We start from the raw sequence: 17,575 nt of genomic DNA, 5'->3' as shown, positions 1-17,575 counted from the left end.
AACATATGTGCGGGATCGTGGGGTTACACCTGCGCACGCCGGAGCTCTATCCCCGGTTGGGCGAACTGCTCACCGGAATGCTGTGCGAAATGTCGGACCGCGGGTCGGATTCGGCCGGGGTGGCCGTCTACGGCGACCCGGTGTGGTCACCGCCGGGCCGGGGGTGCGTATCGGTGACCGATATCGAGACGGCCCCCGACCTGGGCTCCGATGTTGCGGTGGTACAGGTTGATTCGACCTATATCCTGACCGCCGACGAGCCGTCGGAGGAACTGCTCACCCGGGTACGGGCGGCCCACCCGGATGCGTTGATCGCAGGGTTCGGAGCCGATCTGGCCGTGCTCAAGGGTGTCGGCAATCCACGTGCCCTGACCGAGGGCTGGGGGCTGGCCAAGGCCCAGGGCTGGCAGGGTGTCGGACACACCCGGATGGCCACCGAGTCGGCCGTCACCCCGTCGGGCTGCCATCCCTACACCGTCGGCCCGCAGCAGTGCCTGGTGCACAACGGATCGTTCGCCAACCACGCCACCATCCGGCGCGAACTACGCCGGGCCGGAGTCGACTTCGACAGCGAGAACGACACCGAGGTCGGCGCCCGATTCGTCGCCAAAGCGCTGGCCGACGGGCGGGACGTGGAAGGCGCGCTGAAGGAACTCTGCGCCACCTTCGACGGTTTCTACACACTGCTGGTGTCCGACCGCGACTCGTTCGCAGTGGTGCGTGACGCCATCGCCTGCAAACCGGCGGTCATCGCCGAGACACCCGACTGGGTGGCGATGGCCAGTGAATACCGCGCGCTGGCCGGTCTGCCCGGTGTCGACGAAGCCAAGATCTGGGAACCGGAACCGGAGGTTGTGTACGCATGGAAAAAGTAGGGGCCACGCTATCGGTCGAGTCTTTCGATCTGCGCACCTCACCGTTGCGCGAGGTCAACTCGGCGCTGCATCAGCCGGGCATCGAGGGTGATTTCCTCATCGCCCATCCCGACGGCGCCCACAATGTCGCCGTCGGACTCAACGCACCGGTGCAGGTGCGCATCGAGGGACATGTCGGCTACTACGCCGCGGGAATGAACCAGCTCGCCGACATCACCATCGCCGGTAACGCCGGCACCGGGGTGGCCGAGAACATGATGAGCGGCACGGTGCGGGTCACCGGCAACGCGTCGCAGTCCGCCGGGGCCACCGCGCACGGCGGCCTGCTGGTGATCGAAGGTGACGCGGCGGCACGCTGCGGTATCTCGATGAAAGGCGTCGATATCGTGGTCGGCGGCAACATCGGCCACATGAGCGCCTTCATGGCCCAGGCGGGGCGACTGGTGGTACGCGGCGATGCCGGTGAGGCCCTGGGGGATTCGATCTACGAGGCCCGGATCTACGTGCGCGGCAAGGTCGCCTCGCTGGGCGCGGACTGCATCGCCAAACCCATGCGTCCCGAACACCATGCCGAACTGGCCGAGCTACTCGCCGCGGCCGGCTACGCCGACGACACCTCCGAGTACACCCGGTACGGATCGGCACGCAACCTCTACCACTTCCACGTCGACAACTCTGCGAGCTACTAAATGACTTCAGTTGATGACCGGGCCCGGCTGGGCCTGCGCGAGTCCGCCACCTTCGACCGCCCCACCATCGCCGCCATCCAGCGGGCCGCCGAGACGGGGATCTACGACATCCGGGGCTGGGGCGCCAAGAGGCCGCTTCCCCATTTCGACGACCTGCTGTTCCTGGGTGCGTCGATGTCGCGTTACCCCTTGGAGGGCTACCGGGAGCGCTGCGGCACCGATGTGGTGCTCGGCGACCGGCATGCCAAACACCCACTGCACCTGGATATCCCGGTCACCATCGCGGGTATGAGCTTCGGGGCGCTGTCCGGGCCGGCCAAGGAGGCATTGGGCCGCGGCGCCAGCGAAGCGGGCACCTCCACCACCACCGGCGACGGCGGGATGACGCCCGAGGAACGCGGTCAGAGCAAGAACCTGGTCTACCAGTACCTTCCGTCGCGCTACGGGATGAACCCCGACGATCTGCGCAAGGCCGATGCGATCGAGGTGGTGCTGGGCCAGGGGGCCAAACCCGGTGGCGGTGGAATGTTGTTGGGGCAGAAGATCTCACCGCGGGTGGCCGGGATGCGCACGCTGCCCGAGGGGATCGACCAGCGCAGTGCCTGCCGGCATCCGGACTGGACCGGGCCCGATGATCTGACCATCAAGATCAACGAGTTGCGCGAGATCACCGACTGGGAGAAGCCCATCTACGTCAAGGTCGGGGCCACCCGCACCTACTACGACGTCAAGCTTGCGGTGCACGCCGGCGCCGACGTGGTGGTGGTCGACGGGATGCAGGGCGGCACCGCCGCCACCCAGGATGTGTTCATCGAACACGTCGGCATCCCCACCCTGGCCGCGGTCCCGCAGGCGGTGCAGGCACTCTCCGAGCTGGGGGTGCACAGAAAGGTTCAACTGATCGTCTCCGGCGGCATCCGGTCCGGCGCCGACGTGGCCAAGGCGCTGGCCCTGGGCGCCGACGCGGTGGCCATCGGCACCGCGGCGCTGATCGCGCTCGGCGACAACCATCCCCGGTATGCCGCCGAGTACGAAAAGCTGGGCAGCGCAGCCGGTTTCTACGACGACTTCCAGGACGGCCGTGACCCCGCCGGGATCAGCACCCAGGACCCCGAACTGGCCGCACGTTTCGATCCGGTCGAGGGTGGCCGGCGGCTGGCCAACTACCTGCGGGTGTTGACCATGGAGGCCCAGACCATCGCGCGGGCCTGCGGCAAGGCGCATGTCACCCATCTGGAACCCGAGGATCTGGTGGCCGTCACCATCGAGGCCGCCGCCATGGCACGGGTACCACTGGCCGGTACGAACTGGATTCCCGGCTCATGAGCGAGACCGCAGATGTCGTCATCGTCGGCGGCGGACTGGAGGGGGCCGCCGCGGCGTGGGCGCTGAGCCAACGCGGGGTGACCGATGTCTTTGTGGCCGAACGCAATACCGTCGGCAGCGGGATGACCGGGAAGTCCAGCGGCATCGTGCGCTGCCACTACGGGGTCAGCTCGCTGGCCGCGATGGCCACCGTCGGCCTGGAGGTGTTCGAGAGCGCCGAGGAGATCTTCGGCGTCGACATCGGGTTCCGCCAGACCGGCTATGTCGTCGGGGTCGGCGCACCGAATGTCGAGAACCTGCGCAAAAGCCTGGCCGCCCAACGTGAGGTGGGCGTACAGACCGAGGAGATCGACGCGGCGGACGTCGCGGCGATGTGGACGTGGGCCGACCTGGAGCCGTTCGCCGCGTTCGGCTGGGAAGCCCGGGGCGGCTACGGTGACGCCTACCAGACCGCGCAGGCCTTCTCGGTATCCGCACGCGCCGCGGGTGTGCGGGTCCGCCAAGGCACCGAGGTCACCGCATTGCTCACCGACGGCGACAAGGTCACCGGAGTGCGCCTGGCCGACGGCACCGAGGTGTCCGCCGGCACCGTCGTCATCGCGACCGGGGTGTGGACCCGTCCGCTCCTGGCGCCCTACGGGATCGACGTACCCATCGAGGTGCACCGGGAACAGATCATGATGATCAAACCCGGCGTCGACCTCGGGCAGGTCCCGGTGTTCTCCGATCTGGTCTCCCTGCAGTACATCCGCCCGGAACCCAACGGGGAGCTGCTGTTCGGGAACTCCGATCTGGTGGCACTGGACATCGCCGATCCCGACGCGTATTCCAACCGCGCCGATGACGCCTTCGTCGACCTGACCGTCGACAAGATCAGCACCCGGTTCCCCGGCCTCGCCGACGCCGCCATCGCCAGCAGCTACGCGGGCTGTTACGACGTCACGCCGGACTGGAATCCGGTCATCTCACGCACCGGAATCGACGGGCTCATCGTGGCCGCCGGCTTCAGCGGGCATGGCTTCAAGATCGCCCCGGCCGTGGGGCGGCTGGTCGCCGATCTCGTCGTCGACGGCCGCAGTACCGATCCGCGCATCCCGGAGACCGATTTCCGGTTGTCCCGGTTTGCCGAGGAGGATCTACTCAGAAGCCCCTACCCCTACGTCGGCGCGGGCGAGATGCGCTAGGCAGGAGAGCAGAGTCGAACCATGAGTGACGTCCCACTGCTCCGCAATTCCGGTATCGCCCGGGACCGGGATCCGCAGGCGCCGCCCGACGACCTCGAGTTCGAGGCAGCCATCGGGCGCAATGTGCGCCAGCTGCGGTTGGCCCAGGGGCTGACCGTCGCGGAGATGGCGGCCCGGGTGGGCATCTCCAAGGCGATGCTGTCCAAGATCGAGAACGCCCAGACCTCGTGCAGCCTGTCCACGCTTGCGCTGCTGGCCAAGGGTCTCGACGTGCCGGTGACCAGTCTGTTCCGCGGGGCCGACGTCGAACGCCCGGCCGCTTTCGTGAAGTCGGGCACCGGGGCGCGCATCGTGCGCAACGGCACCAAGGAGGGGCATGAGTACCAGCTGCTGAGCTCGCTGCGCGGCGAGCACAAGCGGCTGGAGTGCCTGCACGTCACGCTGAGCGAGAAGAGCCGGACCTATCCGCTGTTCCAGCATCCGGGTACGGAGTTCATCTTCATGCTCGAGGGGGTCATGGATTACAGCCACAGTCGATCGGTGTACCGGTTGCACCCGGGTGACTCACTGCAGATGGACGGCGAGGGAGCGCACGGCCCGGTGGATCTGGTGGCGCTGCCGATCCGGTTCCTCTCGGTGATCGCGTTCCCGGACACCCAGGTCTGACTACTGGTGGTGGAACGCGGTTCCGGTGGCCGACTGAGCGGTCGCGGCCGCTTCCAGACCGGTGACGGCGCCGGTCGCGCCGAACAGTCCCAGTGCCGCGGCGCCGAGGACACCGGCGGCCAGGATCGGGGTGCCGATGGCTTTGACGAAATTGATCATGTCGTGAGTTCCTTTGCGTGAGTGCGCTGTTGACTCAACGATGCCCGGGCGCAGGGCCACGGTCTGTCGGGCGAGTGGTGGATATCCGGGATGAACCCGGTGTCCCCTGATCAGGGGAAGGAGCTCCGGATTCAGCCGAAGAGTTTGGCCGCCGACACCGCGATATCGGTGACCGCCTCGCACCGCGGCGGGGTGCTCTCCACCGAGACCGAGGGGCGGATCACCACGTCCGAAGGACGCAGATAGTCGCCGCCGAGCAGTTTGCGGCGCATCGGAGCACCGAGGAACACACTCGCCGTACAGAGTTGGGTATCGAGGAACACCACGACACCGTCGCGACTGAGCCGCGACCGGTTGTCGGTGTTCGGTTCGAACAGTTGAGGTTGCAACGTGAGCCGTAGGGCGGTGCTATCGGCCAGCGTCATGGCACACATGTGCGGCCGGGTGGCGCCGATATCCCACCGCGCCGCAGACACCACCGGCACGATCTCGCAGGGATCGCGCTCGGCGAGCACGACAGGGTAGGCCGCCGCACCGTCGCGGATCGGGGGCCGCTTGGCGTCGAGTATGGGCGCCGCCGACCGCCCGATGACGTCGGCGAAATCGCACGCCTGTTCGGTGATCGGGGCGATCCGGACCACCGGTTCCACCGGCCCGGGCAGCGGTGGGGCGCCGGGCAGGCGGGCCAGCGGCAGCGTCCCCACGAATTCACACGGCGACGGCTCCAGGGTGTCCAGCCCCACCCATACGCTCACGTAGCGGCGGGCGCTTTCGCCGGCCACCTTGATGTCCACATCGCATTCATCGAAGGCGAACATCGTTCCGACAGAACCGATCTCACCGACTTTCGCGAGCGTTTCACGGGTCAGCAGGGCGCACGGGTCGACGCGGCGAAGTGCGCGCAGATACGCCAGCCGATCCCGTTGCGCGGGGCTCACCGGCACCCCGTAGGTGGACACGGGTCCGGCGAAGAAGTACCCGGGATCGGGGGCCGCGGCGCGCGGTGCGGCGGGGGTGAACCGGGCACATCCCGCGAGGCCGAGCACCGTGACGAGTAACAGGACCAGCACGGACTGCACAGAGCGGGGTTTTGGCGCCACAGCGATGCGGAGTACAGTAACGCACGTGCAGCGGGTGCTCCTTCTCGGACGCCGCGACGGGGTCTGACCAGACCGGCAACCCGTCGCGGGTGTTTGGCGATGCGCCGGTCTGAAATCCACGGGATTGATCCCAAGACTCCGGAGCGAACACCATGAACAGCCCAGACGCCTACACCTCTGCCCGCACCATCACCACGCCCGCCGGCCCGCGCCGTGCCGGTCAGCCCGCCTGGAACACCCAGCGCACGTCCGCGATGCCGGTCAACCGGTACCGCAGCTTCGCCGCTGAAGTCCCAGGTGGACAGCCCGCAGTCCCCTTCGACCGCACCTGGCCCGACACCGTCGTCACCCACGCCCCCGGTTGGTGCGCCGTGGACCTGCGCGACGGCAACCAGGCCCTGATCGACCCGATGAGCCCGGCGCGCAAACGCCGGATGTTCGACCTGCTGGTGCGGATGGGTTACAAGGAGATCGAGGTCGGTTTCCCGTCGGCCAGCCAGACCGACTTCGACTTCGTCCGCGAGATCATCGAGCAGGGCGCCATCCCCGACGATGTCACCATCCAGGTGCTGACCCAGTGCCGCCCGGAGCTGATCGCCAAGACCTTCGAAGCCTGCGCGGGCGCCCCGCAGGCGATCGTGCACTTCTACAACTCGACCTCGATCCTGCAGCGCCGGGTGGTGTTCCGCGCCGACCGGGAAGCGGTGAAGAAGATCGCCACGGACGGCGCCCGCATGTGCGTCGACGAGGCCGAGAAGTACCCGCAGACGCGGTGGCGCTACGAGTACTCCCCGGAGTCCTACACCGGTACCGAGCTGGAGTACGCCGTCGACGTCTGCAACGCGGTGGCCGAGATCGTCAAGCCCACCCCCGAGTGGCCACTGATCATCAACCTGCCCGCCACCGTCGAGATGGCCACCCCGAACGTCTACGCCGATTCGATCGAGTGGATGAGCCGTCACCTGTCGCCGCGGGAGTCGATCATCCTGAGCCTGCACCCGCACAATGACCGCGGGACCGGTGTCGCCGCAGCGGAATTGGGCTATCAGGCCGGCGCGGACCGGATCGAAGGCTGCCTGTTCGGCAACGGCGAACGGACCGGCAACGTCTGCCTGGTGACCCTGGGGCTGAACCTGTTCTCCCGCGGGGTGGATCCGCAGATCGACTTCTCCAACATCGACGAGATCCGCCGCACCGTGGAGTACTGCAACCAACTGCCGGTGCACGAACGGCATCCCTACGGCGGAGATCTGGTGTACACCGCCTTCTCCGGCAGCCACCAGGACGCCATCAACAAGGGCCTGGACCAGATGAAGGTCGATGCGGACGATATCGACTCGGATATCGACGACATCCTGTGGCAGGTGCCCTATCTGCCCATCGACCCCAAGGACGTCGGGCGCACCTACGAGGCCGTCATCCGGGTGAACTCGCAGTCCGGCAAGGGCGGGGTGGCCTACATCATGAAGGCCGACCACGGTTTGGTGCTGCCCCGGCGGCTGCAGATCGAATTCTCCAAGTCCATCCAGGCGATCACCGACGGTGAAGGTGGCGAGGTCTCACCCAAGGCCATCTGGGATGTCTTCGCCGACGAGTACCTGGCGCCGATCACACCGCTGGAGCGCATGCGCCAGAAGGTGGACGCCGCCGAGGTCGACGGCGGCACCGACACCATCACCGCGGTGGTGAAGGTCGACGGGGTCGAACGCGAGATCGTCGGCGCCGGCAACGGTCCGCTGGCCGCATTCTGCGACGCCCTGGGCGCCATCGGCTACGACGTGAACGTGCTGGACTACTCCGAGCACGCCATGTCCTCGGGTGAAGAGGCCCAGGCCGCCGCTTATGTCGAGGCGTCCATCGGCGGCAAGACCGTCTGGGGTGTGGGCATCGCGACGTCGATCACAACTGCGTCACTGCGGGCGGTGGTATCCGCCGTGAACCGCGCCGCGCGTGATTGACTGACGTATGCGTAAATAACGCACCGTCACCTACGAGGAGTAGCTATGGACTGGGGTTCGACATGGGATTTCCTGTGGCACTTCCTGATCATCTTCGCCTGGATCGCCTACCTGCTCGTGCTGTTCCAGATCCTCACGGACCTGTTCTGGCGTGACCACAAGACATCCGGTTTCGCCAAGGCGATCTGGGTGATCCTGCTGATCGTCTTCCCGTGGCTGACGGCACTGGTGTACCTCATCGCCCGCGGCAACGGCATGGCCGAACGGGCCCGCGAAGCCGCTGCGGCCGCCAAGAAGCAGACCGACGACTACATCCGGGAGGCCGCGGGCCGCTCCCCGGCCGAAGAGATCGCGCACGCCAAGGAACTGCTGGACGCCGGCACCATCAGCCAGAGCGAGTTCGACGCACTGAAGACCAAGGCGCTCAGCTAGTTTCGCTCCGACTGCCCGAGTACGGCAGTCAGCATCCGCTCGACCAGCCCGGCAGGATCGGACGCGCCGGGCTGGCCGGCGATGAACGTCAGGTTGCTGTAGGCCAACCCGTTGAGCAACCGGGCGAGTTCGCCCACCTGCTCGTCGGTCACCGCCAGCCCCGCGGCGGCCAGCAGTAGCGATGCGGACTTCAATGCCGCCGACTGCATCTCACTCAACAACGGCCGCAGCTCGGGCCGCCGCACGCCCTCGTTGAACAGTTCGTACCGCGCCAGTTGCCGTCGCCCGTTCGGGCCGCCGAGATCGGTGACCATGGCCGTCATCATCGTGGCCAGCGTCTCCCGGTTCAGCGTTCCCAACCCGTTCTGCAGCAGGCCGACGTGCTGCCACTGCAGTTCCACGAGGCGCGCGGCCGTCGCCTCCAGCAGGGCCATCCTGGTCCTGCAGTAGTTCGAGGTCGTGCCGGCGGGCTGTCCCGCCCGCTCGTCGACCGCGCGGTGGGTGAGCCCTCCCGCGCCCATCTCGCCCAGGATGTCGATCGCGGCATCGAGCAGCACGGCGCGGCGGTGCGGATTCGGCGGCATCAGTCCTGATACCGCACCCGAGCCAGCATGACCAGGAACACCGGGTAGACCAGGCAGAGCAGCAGGTAGCTGAACCAGTAGCCGGCCAGGTGGACATAGAAGCTGACATCGCCCAGCACGAACAGCACATACAGGTGCAGCGGGACGCTGACCGTGATGTAGCCGATCGCCGCCGTCAGCGCGATGCGGTGGGGCCGGTTGACGAACGCCATCCGGCGGTACCCGACGATTCCGGTGACGGCGGCGTAGGCCATCGGTAGCAACAGCAGCAGGTCACCGACGGGCGTGACGACGTAGCGCAGCGCGGCCTCGTCGCCGAACAGGACGCGGCAGAGGTGCATGCCGAACCCGATCAGGATGGTGAGCATCGCGGCCTCGCGGAAGTAGTACCCGTGGCGGCGGTACGCCTCCCACCGCGACGGTTTCACTACATCTGTAGTGGTATCCATGGTGCGTAGGTTACCACTACGGAAGTAGTGGTAACAATCTACGTCCGGGTACCCCGAAAGAAGGCGACCGGACCCACCAGGCGCAGCCGCCGGGAACCCAGATCGGCGCAGTCGAAACCGGCCTCGCGCAGCAGACCGGGCAGTTCGCCATCGGCATGGGCCACCGAGAGGTGCCGGCCCACCACATCGACGATGTGAACGCTGCCTCCGGGCCGCAGCACCCGGTACGCCTCGCCCAGCGCGGCCCTGCGCATCTCAGGATCCAGGTGGTGCAACATCATCGACGACAGCACTCGATCGAACGACCCGTCGACAAACGGTAGTTCCTGCGCATAACCACGCTCGAAGGTGACGTCCGGAGCCTTCTTCCGCGCCTTTTCCAGCGCCCGGGGATCCGGATCGATACCGGTGATCTGCACGGCCGACTCGGCCCGTCTCGCCCTGATGGTGAGATTTCCCGTACCGCAACCGATGTCGAGTACACGCGCACCTGCGAACAGCTGCGCTTGGGCCACCAACATGTCGTAGGCGGGCGGCATGCCGAGGACGCGGGTGAGCAGGTCATAGACGGGTAACAGCAGATCGTGCCCGGCGGCGGGCAGGTAGTCGTGTCGGTTGCCCCACGTCTTGGCGACAGAATTCGGATGATCGTTGCTCATGGCTTCCATGCTGCACCAGGTGTGAACTCGGATGTTGTGCGATCTTCGGCCAAATCAGGACTATCTTCATGCCATGACCTCGGCTGTCCGACCTGCTCGGCACGTCAACGGTGTGCCGGTCTACGAGTACTCCCCGGCGACCCACCAGGACCCGGTCGTGGTGATCCGGTCACTGCCCGACAACGTTCTGCAGAAGAGCCGCCATATCCACGATTTTCCGCTCCTGACCTATGTCGCGGAGAGCAGTTCCGTGTACGTCGTCGCAGCGGGCGAACCGATCGACCCGGTGTGGATCCGGAATACACCCGACGTGGCCGTGGTGTTCTTCGACGCCGCCGCACTCGGTGACAGCACCCGATCGCCGTGGCCGTCCTGGCGCGGACATCCCCTGCTGTTCCCGTTCTTGCACGGCGATGCCGGCGGAATCCTGCACCTGCAGCTTCCGCCGGATCGAAAGTCATTCTGGGACAACACCATCGACTCGATGGATGCAGAACTCACGGTCCGTGGCGAGGGTTACCGGCAAGCGGTCCTGGCCCACCTCACCCTGCTGCTGATCGACCTGGCCCGCATGACCGGTGACGTGGTGGCCGATCTGCGCCGCAGCGGTGAGCCCTTGATCGCCGATGTCTTCGCCGTCATCGAACGGCGTATCGGTGAACCCCTGTCCTTGAGCGACGTGGCCGCCGAACTCGGATTGACCCCCGGGCATCTGACCACCGTGGTGCGCCGCCGGACCGGGCGCACGGTACAAGAGTGGATCATCGAACGGCGGATGACCGAGGCTCGCGCCCTGCTCGCCGGGACGGACCTGCCCGTCGCCGAGATCGCCCGCCGTGTCGGTGTCGGCGACCCGGGTTACTTCGCCCGACTGTTCCACCGCCGGCACGGCGTACCGCCGCGGCGTTGGCGGGGCGGTACGAGCGCAAACTGATTGCTACTCCCTGCGATTGTGCCGCCGGCTGCACCCGATCTCGGTGCCCGACTGCACTACAAGAGATTTCGATTTGGTGTCAATCCGCCCAATCCACCGAACCGTCTCCCCCAGTTACCGTCTAGCTCTCGCTCGTAACGGGTCGGCGCGCAAAGCGTAACGACTTGGCGCACATGCGTACACAGCGATCACGCAGGTGATAGCAATTGCGGTAGCGACAGCGGATGGAGATCGGTATGCAATGGGATTGCCCGCCGGCAGAGTGCGCCGAGAACTCGGCGCCGGTCTGCGTCATCCCGTTCGCCATGGCAGAACGTGTCAGCCGATGACGACGCTCAGTCGTACCGACGACACGTCCGAGGCCGAATATTCGGACAAGGTCACGGCGCTCACCGAGGCGATGACCCGACTGGCATTCGATCCCTATCGTGATATCGATTGGGATGCAACGGAGAACGTCTTGACCGAGGACGATCCGCGCTGGCAATTGGATCCGGACGCCGCCCCGCTGGCGGCAACGCAGTGGTATGGCGAACAGTCGCTGCAGCGGCGTATCGACATGGGCCGCTGGATGACCGCGAACATGCTCAAGGTCACCCTTCAGTTCGAGATGATGCTCGTGCGCGGCGTCGTGCACTACGCGGGCAGTCTGCCCAACGGCGCCGAGGTCTTCCGGTATCTGCTCAACGAACTGTCCGACGAGTGTCATCACATCCAGATGTTCCAGGAGTTCGTCAACCGCACGCGTGAAGACGTCCCCGGAATGCGCCGTGCCTCCCGCATCATCGGTCCGATCATCGCCTTCATCGGCGGCTACGCCAATATCTTTCTCTTCATCGGGGTCTTGTGTGGCGAACAGCCACTGCACTTCCAGCAGACGCTGCAGCATCGCGGCGCCACCCAGGTACCCCCGCTGCTCAATCGCATCACCTCGATCCATCTGGCGGAGGAAGCACGCCACATCACCTTTGCCGACATCCACCTGGCGCAGCAGATCGGGAGCGCCGGGCGATTACGACGGGCGTTGTACGCCCTCACCTTCCCGTTCTTTCTGCGCTGGCTGATCGGTGAGATGCTCACGCCGCCGCGCGCATTCGTTCGGCAGTTCGGGATCCCCCGGCAGGTTTTCAAGGCCGCGTACTGGCGAAGTGCCCACTCACGTCGACTGTTGGCCGAATCGGCGGCCGACGTTCGGCGTGCCGCCGCCGACCTCGGTCTGCGCCCGGTGTGGTCGCGTTGGATCTGGCGACTGCTGGGCATCGACGGGCGCCTGCCCCGGTATCGCGGCGAGCCCGATCGCAGTCCGGCGACCACGCTCACGACGGACTGTCGAGGAACGGTGTGGGGACGGTGTGCCGCAGCGATACTCATGGCGGGCGTGGCCCTGTTGGCCACCCCGGACGGATTGCGCATCATCGCCGTCGCCGCCGCCGGTGCAGGCGTCTGGGCGACCTACCACACGCTGCGGGCACGATACGGCCGCGTGGTGGGCAACCAGCCATTCGAGTGGTCGCGGTTCCTGGTCTGGGTGGTGGTCTGCGTCGCCATGATTCCCGCCGGCGGGTTGATCGGCCTCGCTCTGGTGGTGTTCATGATCCTTGCTCTTGCCGAATGGATGCCCACGCCATGACCGAGGGCACACCAACATGGCAACCCCGAATCTACGTGAAAGGCAACAAATGACTATCTCGCCCACCACCGAATCCGCGGAGGCACCTGATATGAAAACGATGTCGGCGCAACACCTCTCCAGACCCGCCCTGCCCTATTTCGACCTGCTGATGGAGGAACGCCAGGAGGGCGGTGAAACCGGCCAGCTCTGGGAGAATCAGGTGCACTGGGGGTATTGGGAGGACCCCAAGGCCGCCGAGGGCACCCGGGCCGACTACACCGCCGCCATGGAGGCGATGAACGGCGTGCTGTTCCACGCCGGAAAGCTCACCGACGGCCAGAAGCTGCTCGATGTGGGTTGTGGTTTCGGCGGGACGCTCCAACAGATCAACGGTGCCTATTCCGATATGGATCTCACCGGCCTGAACATCGACCCACGCCAGCTCGCCGCTGCCGACGCCCAGATCACGCCCACCTATGGCAACACCCTTCGCTGGGTCGAAGGCGACGCGTGCGAGCTGCCGTTCGAAGACAACTCGTTCGACCGAATCCTGGCAGTAGAGTGCATTTTTCACTTCCCCTCGCGACAGAAGTTCCTCGCCGAAGCCGCCAGGGTGCTCAAACCGGGCGGCTACCTGGCGGTGTCCGACTTCGTCCCGACCATGATGTTCTTCGGCAAGACGCCGATCTGGATGGCGATCCGCCCCAGAATCGCGAAGTCCTATGGCACGCTCGGCGATGTCCCCCTGCGGGGTTACCGGTCCATGGGTAGGCGCGCCGGGCTGCAGCTCGTCGCAAATCGCAACATCCGGAAGAACACCATGCCGACGTATCCGTTCCTGCTGCGGTTCTTCCGCGAGCAGGCATCCGAGGACGCCCAGAGCACCATGCTCGTCGGGACCCGATGGATGAAATGGCTTTCCAAACTCAGCCTTCTCCAATACCGGGTCTACACCTTCGTCAAACCCGACTGACGTCCACCGGCCGGGGGCTCAGAACAACGCGTACTGGTCGCCGTCGCCGGTGGTGTCGACGAACTGCTCGACATCACGGCCACCGACGGCCTGTTCGATGAGCGCCATGAACTCGGTGTCCGCGATCAAAGGGACGCCCAGTTCGGCCGCTTGGTAGCCCTTGCCCTGTTCCGGCGCCGTGTCGTTGCACACCACCACCGAGGTCTGCTGGTCGACGTTCTCGGTGTACGCCAGTCCGGCGTCGAGGATCCGCTCGATCACCTCTTCATGGGTGTGCGCCATCTCCGCCGACAGCGCCACCCGCATGCCCTGCACCAGCGGGCGGCCGGTCACGAACGGTCCAGGGTTCTGGAACGGGCACGGGCGCCGGGCGGCCAGGGTTTTCAGCGGCCGCAGCTCTTCGTGGGTGACCTGGCCGTTGGGCCAGGTCTTGCGCGATACCGACCTGATCGGCAGCCACGATCGGCGCTCGCGTGCCGCCACCAGCGCGGGCTTGAGGATCTGGGCCAGCACGAGAGCATCGTCGAGGGCATCGTGCGGGCGCATCTGGGTGACGCCCCAGTGCGCGGCGAGCGTCTCCAGGCGCAGGTTCTCGGTGCCCAGCTGCAACCGGCGGGACAGTTCGACGGTGCACATCACCGACTCCACCGGCAGCGCAGCACCGACCAACTCGGCCTCCGCGGCAAGGAAGGCGTAGTCGAATGCCACGTTGTGGGCGACCAGCGTGCGCCCGCGCAGGATCTCCATCAACCGGGGCGCGACATCGGCGAACGTGGGCTGGCCGTCGAGCATCTCCGCGGTCAGGCCGTGCACATGGGTGGGACCGGGGTCCACGCCGGGATTGAGCAGGCTGGACACACTGTGTTCGACGTTGCCGTCATCGCCGACTGCGAGCGCGGCCACACTGACCACCCGGGCCTGTCCCGGCCGGAAACCCGTGGTCTCGACGTCGACGACGGCCCAACCGGTGCCCGGCTCGACCGCCGGTCGTCCCCAGGTCTGGCTCATGAATCGAGGATGGCACGGCGGTCCGACAACACACCGATCGCAGGCGCGCGTGTCGGACCCCTAAAATTCAGCTGATGGCTGTCTCTACTCGCGGGAAAGTGGCCCTGGGCGCCGGTGCCGCCGCGCGCTGGGCGTCACGGGTGACCGGCCGCGGCGCCGGTGCGATGATCGGCGGCCTGGTGGCGATGACACTGGATCGCTCCATCCTGGGTCAGCTCGGTGCGGGCCGCCGCTCGGTGGTGGTCACCGGGACGAACGGCAAATCCACCACCACCCGGATGACGGCGGCGGCGCTGGCCACGCTTGGACCGGTCGCGAGCAATTCCGAGGGTGCCAACATGGATGCCGGTCTGGTGGCCGCGTTGGCCGGTGCCCGGCACGCCGAATTGGCCGCGCTGGAAGTCGACGAGATGCACGTGCCGCACGTCGCCGATGCGGTGGCGCCCGCGGTGATCGTGCTGCTGAATCTCTCGCGCGATCAGCTGGACCGGGTCGGCGAGATCAACCACATCGAGCGCACGCTGCGGTCGGGACTGGCCCGTCATCCCGACGCCGTGATCGTGGCCAACTGTGACGACGTGCTGATGGCGTCGGCGGCCTACGACAACCCGAACGTGGTGTGGGTGGCCGCCGGGGGCGGGTGGGCCGGCGACTCGGTGAGTTGCCCACGGTCCGGCGAGGTCATCGTGCGCGACGGCGCCGACTGGTATTCGACCGGAACCGATTTCAAGCGTCCCACCCCGCAATGGTGGTACGACGACACGAATATCTATGGTCCGGACGGCTTTTCACAGCCCATGCAGCTGGCCCTACCCGGCGCGGTGAACCGCGGCAATGCCACCCAGGCGGTCGCCGCCGCGGTGGTGCTCGGTGCAGACCCGGCCCGGGCGGTGGCGGCGGTGTCGACCGTCGACGAGGTGGCCGGCCGGTACCGAACGGTGCGGGTGGGCAGTCACACCGCGCGCTTGCTGCTGGCCAAGAATCCCGCCGGCTGGCAGGAAGCACTGTCGATGGTCGACAAACACGCTGCGGGCGTAGTGATCTCGGTCAACGGCCAGGTCCCCGACGGCGAGGATCTGTCCTGGCTGTGGGATGTGCGGTTCGAGCACTTCGACGATACGACCGTGGTGGCCGCCGGTGAGCGCGGTACCGACCTCGCGGTCCGGCTGGGCTACGCGGGGGTGCAGCACACGCTGGTGCACGACACCGTCGCGGCGATCGCCTCCTGCCCACCCGGACATGTCGAAGTGGTCTGCAATTACACGGCTTTCCTGCAGCTGAGCCGGCGGCTCTCATGACGGTGCGGATCGGGCTGGTGCTGCCCGACGTGATGGGCACCTATGGCGACAGCGGCAACGCGGTGGTACTGCGGCAGCGGCTTCGTCTGCGCGGGATCGACGCCGAGATCGTGGAGATCACGCTCGATGACCCGGTACCGGACTCGCTGGATCTCTACACCCTCGGTGGCGCAGAGGATTACGCGCAGCGACTGGCCACCCGTCATCTGATCCGTCATCCCGGGCTGCAGCGTGCCGCGGCCAAGGGCGCGCCGGTGCTGGCGATCTGCGCTGCCATCCAGGTGCTCGGCCACTGGTACGAGACCTCCGCCGGTGAGCGTGTCGAAGGAGTCGGCATGTTGGACGTCACCACCTCGCCACAGGAGGCCAGGACCATCGGCGAAGTGGCGTCGACACCGCTGATCGACGGCCTGACCCAACCGCTTACGGGCTTCGAAAATCACCGTGGCGGAACGACTCTGGGCTCCTCGGCGCAGCCGTTGGCCAGGGTCACCAAGGGTGCGGGGAACCGCCTCGGCGACGGGTATGACGGCGCGGTACAGGGCAGCGTGGTGGCGACCTATCTGCACGGCCCGTGCCTGGCCCGCAATCCGCAGCTGGCCGACCACCTGCTCAGCCGCGTGGTCGGGGATCTACCGCCGCTGGACCTGCCCGAGGTGACACAGCTGCGCACCGAACGCCTGGCTGCACCGCGCCGAGTCTAAGCCGCATCCTCCTTCCGCCCAATTGAACAAACGGGCGGATTTCTGCGAGTGGATCGCGCCAGTTCGTCGATCTCGGCGCCGCGACGCGCGAAGGCCTCACCCACCCGCTCCAGGATTTCGCTCTTGGTGTCCTCGGCGATCACGCGGATGACCTCCCAGCCGCGCCTGGCGATCTTGGGCAGCCGCTTGTGGTCCTTGGCGTACTGCGGGCGTGATGTCTGGTGCTGCTCTCCGTCGTACTCGACGGCGAGCCCCAGACTCCGCCATCCCATATCCAGATACGCGAAGGCCTGCCCGTCCTCACCGCAGACCGGGATCTGCGTCTCGGGCACGGGAAAGTTGTTGTCGATCAACAGAAGCCGCAGCCAACTCTCCTTCAACGACGCGGCGCCCGGGTCGATCAGCGGCAGTAGTTCGCGAAGTTGGCGGACACCACGCACCGGGCCATACCGTTGCGCAAGCAGCGCGACCTCATCGGATCCGAATGCGACGCTTCTCATCAGTGCATCGAGACGACCGAGTGCGATCGATCTTCTCTGGTGGCGCCCGAGGTCGAACGCGGTGCGCGCCGGCGTCGCCACCGGGATACCGTCGACCGTGGTGATCTCGTCGTCCGCGATCCGATCCATCCTGATCAACAACCCCGGCTGCCGACGGTGTTGTAGTACGACCACCTCGATCGGCTCGGTGTCGTCGACCCACTCGGCGCCGTGCAACGCCGAAGCTGCCACCCCGGTGATCACGCCGCTGCGACCGGACGTCAGCCAGGCACCGAGCGCCCTGTCCTGCAGGGTCGGTATGGCCCACTTGGGTGTGTACACCCCGCGGAACATCGGCCGATACCACCGGCGGAGCACGGTGCGCGGCATGCCGGCGCCCAGCGCCTCACTGCCCAGAAATACTTCGTTCATGCAGGCATGGTGACGCCCGGGTCCGACACGTCACCGAACTCGACGAAATGGCGT

At 66.7% G+C, this 17,575-nt stretch carries 19 protein-coding genes; 12 read left to right on the top strand and 7 right to left on the bottom strand.

Annotated elements, in window-relative coordinates; translation table 11 throughout:
- Positions 1–5 precede the first annotated feature (5 nt).
- The 5 genes from H7J86_RS16475 to H7J86_RS16455 are packed head-to-tail and all read left to right on the top strand — an operon-like array spanning position 6 to position 4,740.
- Positions 6–875, top strand: coding sequence for a class II glutamine amidotransferase domain-containing protein (locus tag H7J86_RS16475; protein WP_267292142.1), 870 nt, complete (start codon positions 6–8; stop codon positions 873–875).
- Positions 863–1,564 (top strand): GltB/FmdC/FwdC-like GXGXG domain-containing protein, encoded by a 702-nt coding sequence (locus tag H7J86_RS16470; RefSeq protein WP_267292140.1) that lies wholly within the window; start codon positions 863–865, stop codon positions 1,562–1,564. The genes H7J86_RS16475 and H7J86_RS16470 overlap by 13 nt, the downstream gene beginning before the upstream one ends.
- Positions 1,565–2,890, top strand: a complete 1,326-nt coding sequence (locus tag H7J86_RS16465) for an FMN-binding glutamate synthase family protein (RefSeq protein ID WP_187097235.1) — start codon at positions 1,565–1,567, stop codon at positions 2,888–2,890. It begins immediately after the preceding gene.
- Positions 2,887–4,074, top strand: coding sequence for an NAD(P)/FAD-dependent oxidoreductase (locus H7J86_RS16460; protein ID WP_267292137.1), 1,188 nt, complete (start codon positions 2,887–2,889; stop codon positions 4,072–4,074). The genes H7J86_RS16465 and H7J86_RS16460 overlap by 4 nt, the downstream gene beginning before the upstream one ends.
- Before the next feature lie 21 nt (positions 4,075–4,095).
- On the top strand, positions 4,096–4,740 hold the full coding sequence (locus H7J86_RS16455; RefSeq protein ID WP_090361680.1) for a helix-turn-helix domain-containing protein: 645 nt from the start codon (positions 4,096–4,098) through the stop codon (positions 4,738–4,740).
- On the opposite strand, the gene H7J86_RS16450 is transcribed toward H7J86_RS16455, so the two are convergent.
- Both H7J86_RS16450 and H7J86_RS16445 read right to left on the bottom strand, forming a co-directional pair.
- Positions 4,741–4,899, bottom strand: a complete 159-nt coding sequence (locus H7J86_RS16450; RefSeq protein WP_167163515.1) for a hypothetical protein — start codon at positions 4,897–4,899, stop codon at positions 4,741–4,743.
- A gap of 131 nt (positions 4,900–5,030) precedes the next feature.
- Complete coding sequence (locus tag H7J86_RS16445) at positions 5,031–5,978, bottom strand: hypothetical protein (RefSeq protein WP_267292135.1); 948 nt, start codon at positions 5,976–5,978, stop codon at positions 5,031–5,033.
- A gap of 173 nt (positions 5,979–6,151) precedes the next feature.
- Here H7J86_RS16445 and leuA point away from each other — a divergent pair, with 173 nt between their 5' ends.
- Together leuA and H7J86_RS16435 are read left to right on the top strand one after the other, a co-directional pair.
- Positions 6,152–7,957 carry a 2-isopropylmalate synthase gene (gene leuA, locus H7J86_RS16440; protein ID WP_267292133.1) on the top strand — a complete coding sequence of 602 codons (1,806 nt, stop codon included), beginning with the start codon at positions 6,152–6,154 and terminating at the stop codon, positions 7,955–7,957.
- A gap of 45 nt (positions 7,958–8,002) precedes the next feature.
- Complete coding sequence (locus H7J86_RS16435; RefSeq protein WP_090361689.1) at positions 8,003–8,389, top strand: SHOCT domain-containing protein; 387 nt, start codon at positions 8,003–8,005, stop codon at positions 8,387–8,389.
- Here the strand turns inward: H7J86_RS16435 and H7J86_RS16430 are convergent.
- Genes H7J86_RS16430 through H7J86_RS16420 form a run of 3 tightly spaced genes read right to left on the bottom strand, consistent with a single transcriptional unit; the run spans position 8,386 to position 10,081 of the window.
- Positions 8,386–8,973, bottom strand: coding sequence for a TetR/AcrR family transcriptional regulator (locus H7J86_RS16430; RefSeq protein WP_267292131.1), 588 nt, complete (start codon positions 8,971–8,973; stop codon positions 8,386–8,388). The genes H7J86_RS16435 and H7J86_RS16430 overlap by 4 nt on opposite strands.
- Positions 8,973–9,422 (bottom strand): hypothetical protein, encoded by a 450-nt coding sequence (locus H7J86_RS16425; protein WP_267292129.1) that lies wholly within the window; start codon positions 9,420–9,422, stop codon positions 8,973–8,975. Before H7J86_RS16425 ends, H7J86_RS16430 begins: the two co-directional genes overlap by 1 nt.
- 38 nt (positions 9,423–9,460) lie before the next feature.
- Positions 9,461–10,081, bottom strand: a complete 621-nt coding sequence (locus H7J86_RS16420; protein WP_267292127.1) for a class I SAM-dependent methyltransferase — start codon at positions 10,079–10,081, stop codon at positions 9,461–9,463.
- Positions 10,082–10,154: 73 nt separating this feature from the next.
- Between H7J86_RS16420 and H7J86_RS16415 the strand changes: the two genes are divergently transcribed.
- The 3 genes from H7J86_RS16415 (at position 10,155) to H7J86_RS16405 (ending at position 13,600) form a co-directional block, all read left to right on the top strand.
- The gene (locus H7J86_RS16415) at positions 10,155–11,015 is read left to right on the top strand and encodes a helix-turn-helix domain-containing protein (RefSeq protein WP_090361698.1); all 861 of its coding nucleotides are present in this window, start codon (positions 10,155–10,157) and stop codon (positions 11,013–11,015) included.
- A 325-nt stretch (positions 11,016–11,340) separates the two neighbouring features.
- Positions 11,341–12,645, top strand: a complete 1,305-nt coding sequence (locus tag H7J86_RS16410) for an AurF N-oxygenase family protein (protein ID WP_267292125.1) — start codon at positions 11,341–11,343, stop codon at positions 12,643–12,645.
- Between the two features lie 91 nt (positions 12,646–12,736).
- A complete protein-coding gene (locus H7J86_RS16405) occupies positions 12,737–13,600 on the top strand; it encodes a class I SAM-dependent methyltransferase (RefSeq protein ID WP_263987876.1) in 864 nt (287 codons plus the stop codon).
- 18 nt (positions 13,601–13,618) lie between these two features.
- On the opposite strand, the gene H7J86_RS16400 is transcribed toward H7J86_RS16405, so the two are convergent.
- The gene (locus tag H7J86_RS16400) at positions 13,619–14,608 is read right to left on the bottom strand and encodes a DEDDh family exonuclease (protein ID WP_090361703.1); all 990 of its coding nucleotides are present in this window, start codon (positions 14,606–14,608) and stop codon (positions 13,619–13,621) included.
- Positions 14,609–14,682: 74 nt separating this feature from the next.
- Here H7J86_RS16400 and H7J86_RS16395 point away from each other — a divergent pair, with 74 nt between their 5' ends.
- Positions 14,683–15,906 (top strand): Mur ligase family protein, encoded by a 1,224-nt coding sequence (locus tag H7J86_RS16395; protein ID WP_267292123.1) that lies wholly within the window; start codon positions 14,683–14,685, stop codon positions 15,904–15,906.
- Positions 15,903–16,610, top strand: coding sequence for a type 1 glutamine amidotransferase (locus H7J86_RS16390; RefSeq protein WP_090361709.1), 708 nt, complete (start codon positions 15,903–15,905; stop codon positions 16,608–16,610). Before H7J86_RS16395 ends, H7J86_RS16390 begins: the two co-directional genes overlap by 4 nt.
- Here H7J86_RS16390 and H7J86_RS16385 read toward each other — a convergent pair.
- The gene (locus H7J86_RS16385) at positions 16,607–17,521 is read right to left on the bottom strand and encodes a type IV toxin-antitoxin system AbiEi family antitoxin (protein WP_090361711.1); all 915 of its coding nucleotides are present in this window, start codon (positions 17,519–17,521) and stop codon (positions 16,607–16,609) included. The genes H7J86_RS16390 and H7J86_RS16385 overlap by 4 nt on opposite strands.
- Between the last annotated feature and the right edge of the window lie 54 nt (positions 17,522–17,575).

This window comes from Mycobacterium hackensackense, from assembly GCF_025822555.1.
Lineage (GTDB): Bacteria > Actinomycetota > Actinomycetes > Mycobacteriales > Mycobacteriaceae > Mycobacterium > Mycobacterium fluoranthenivorans.
The sequence above is the reverse complement of the archived record's forward strand: the minus strand, read 5'-3'. Positions and strand labels throughout refer to the sequence as shown.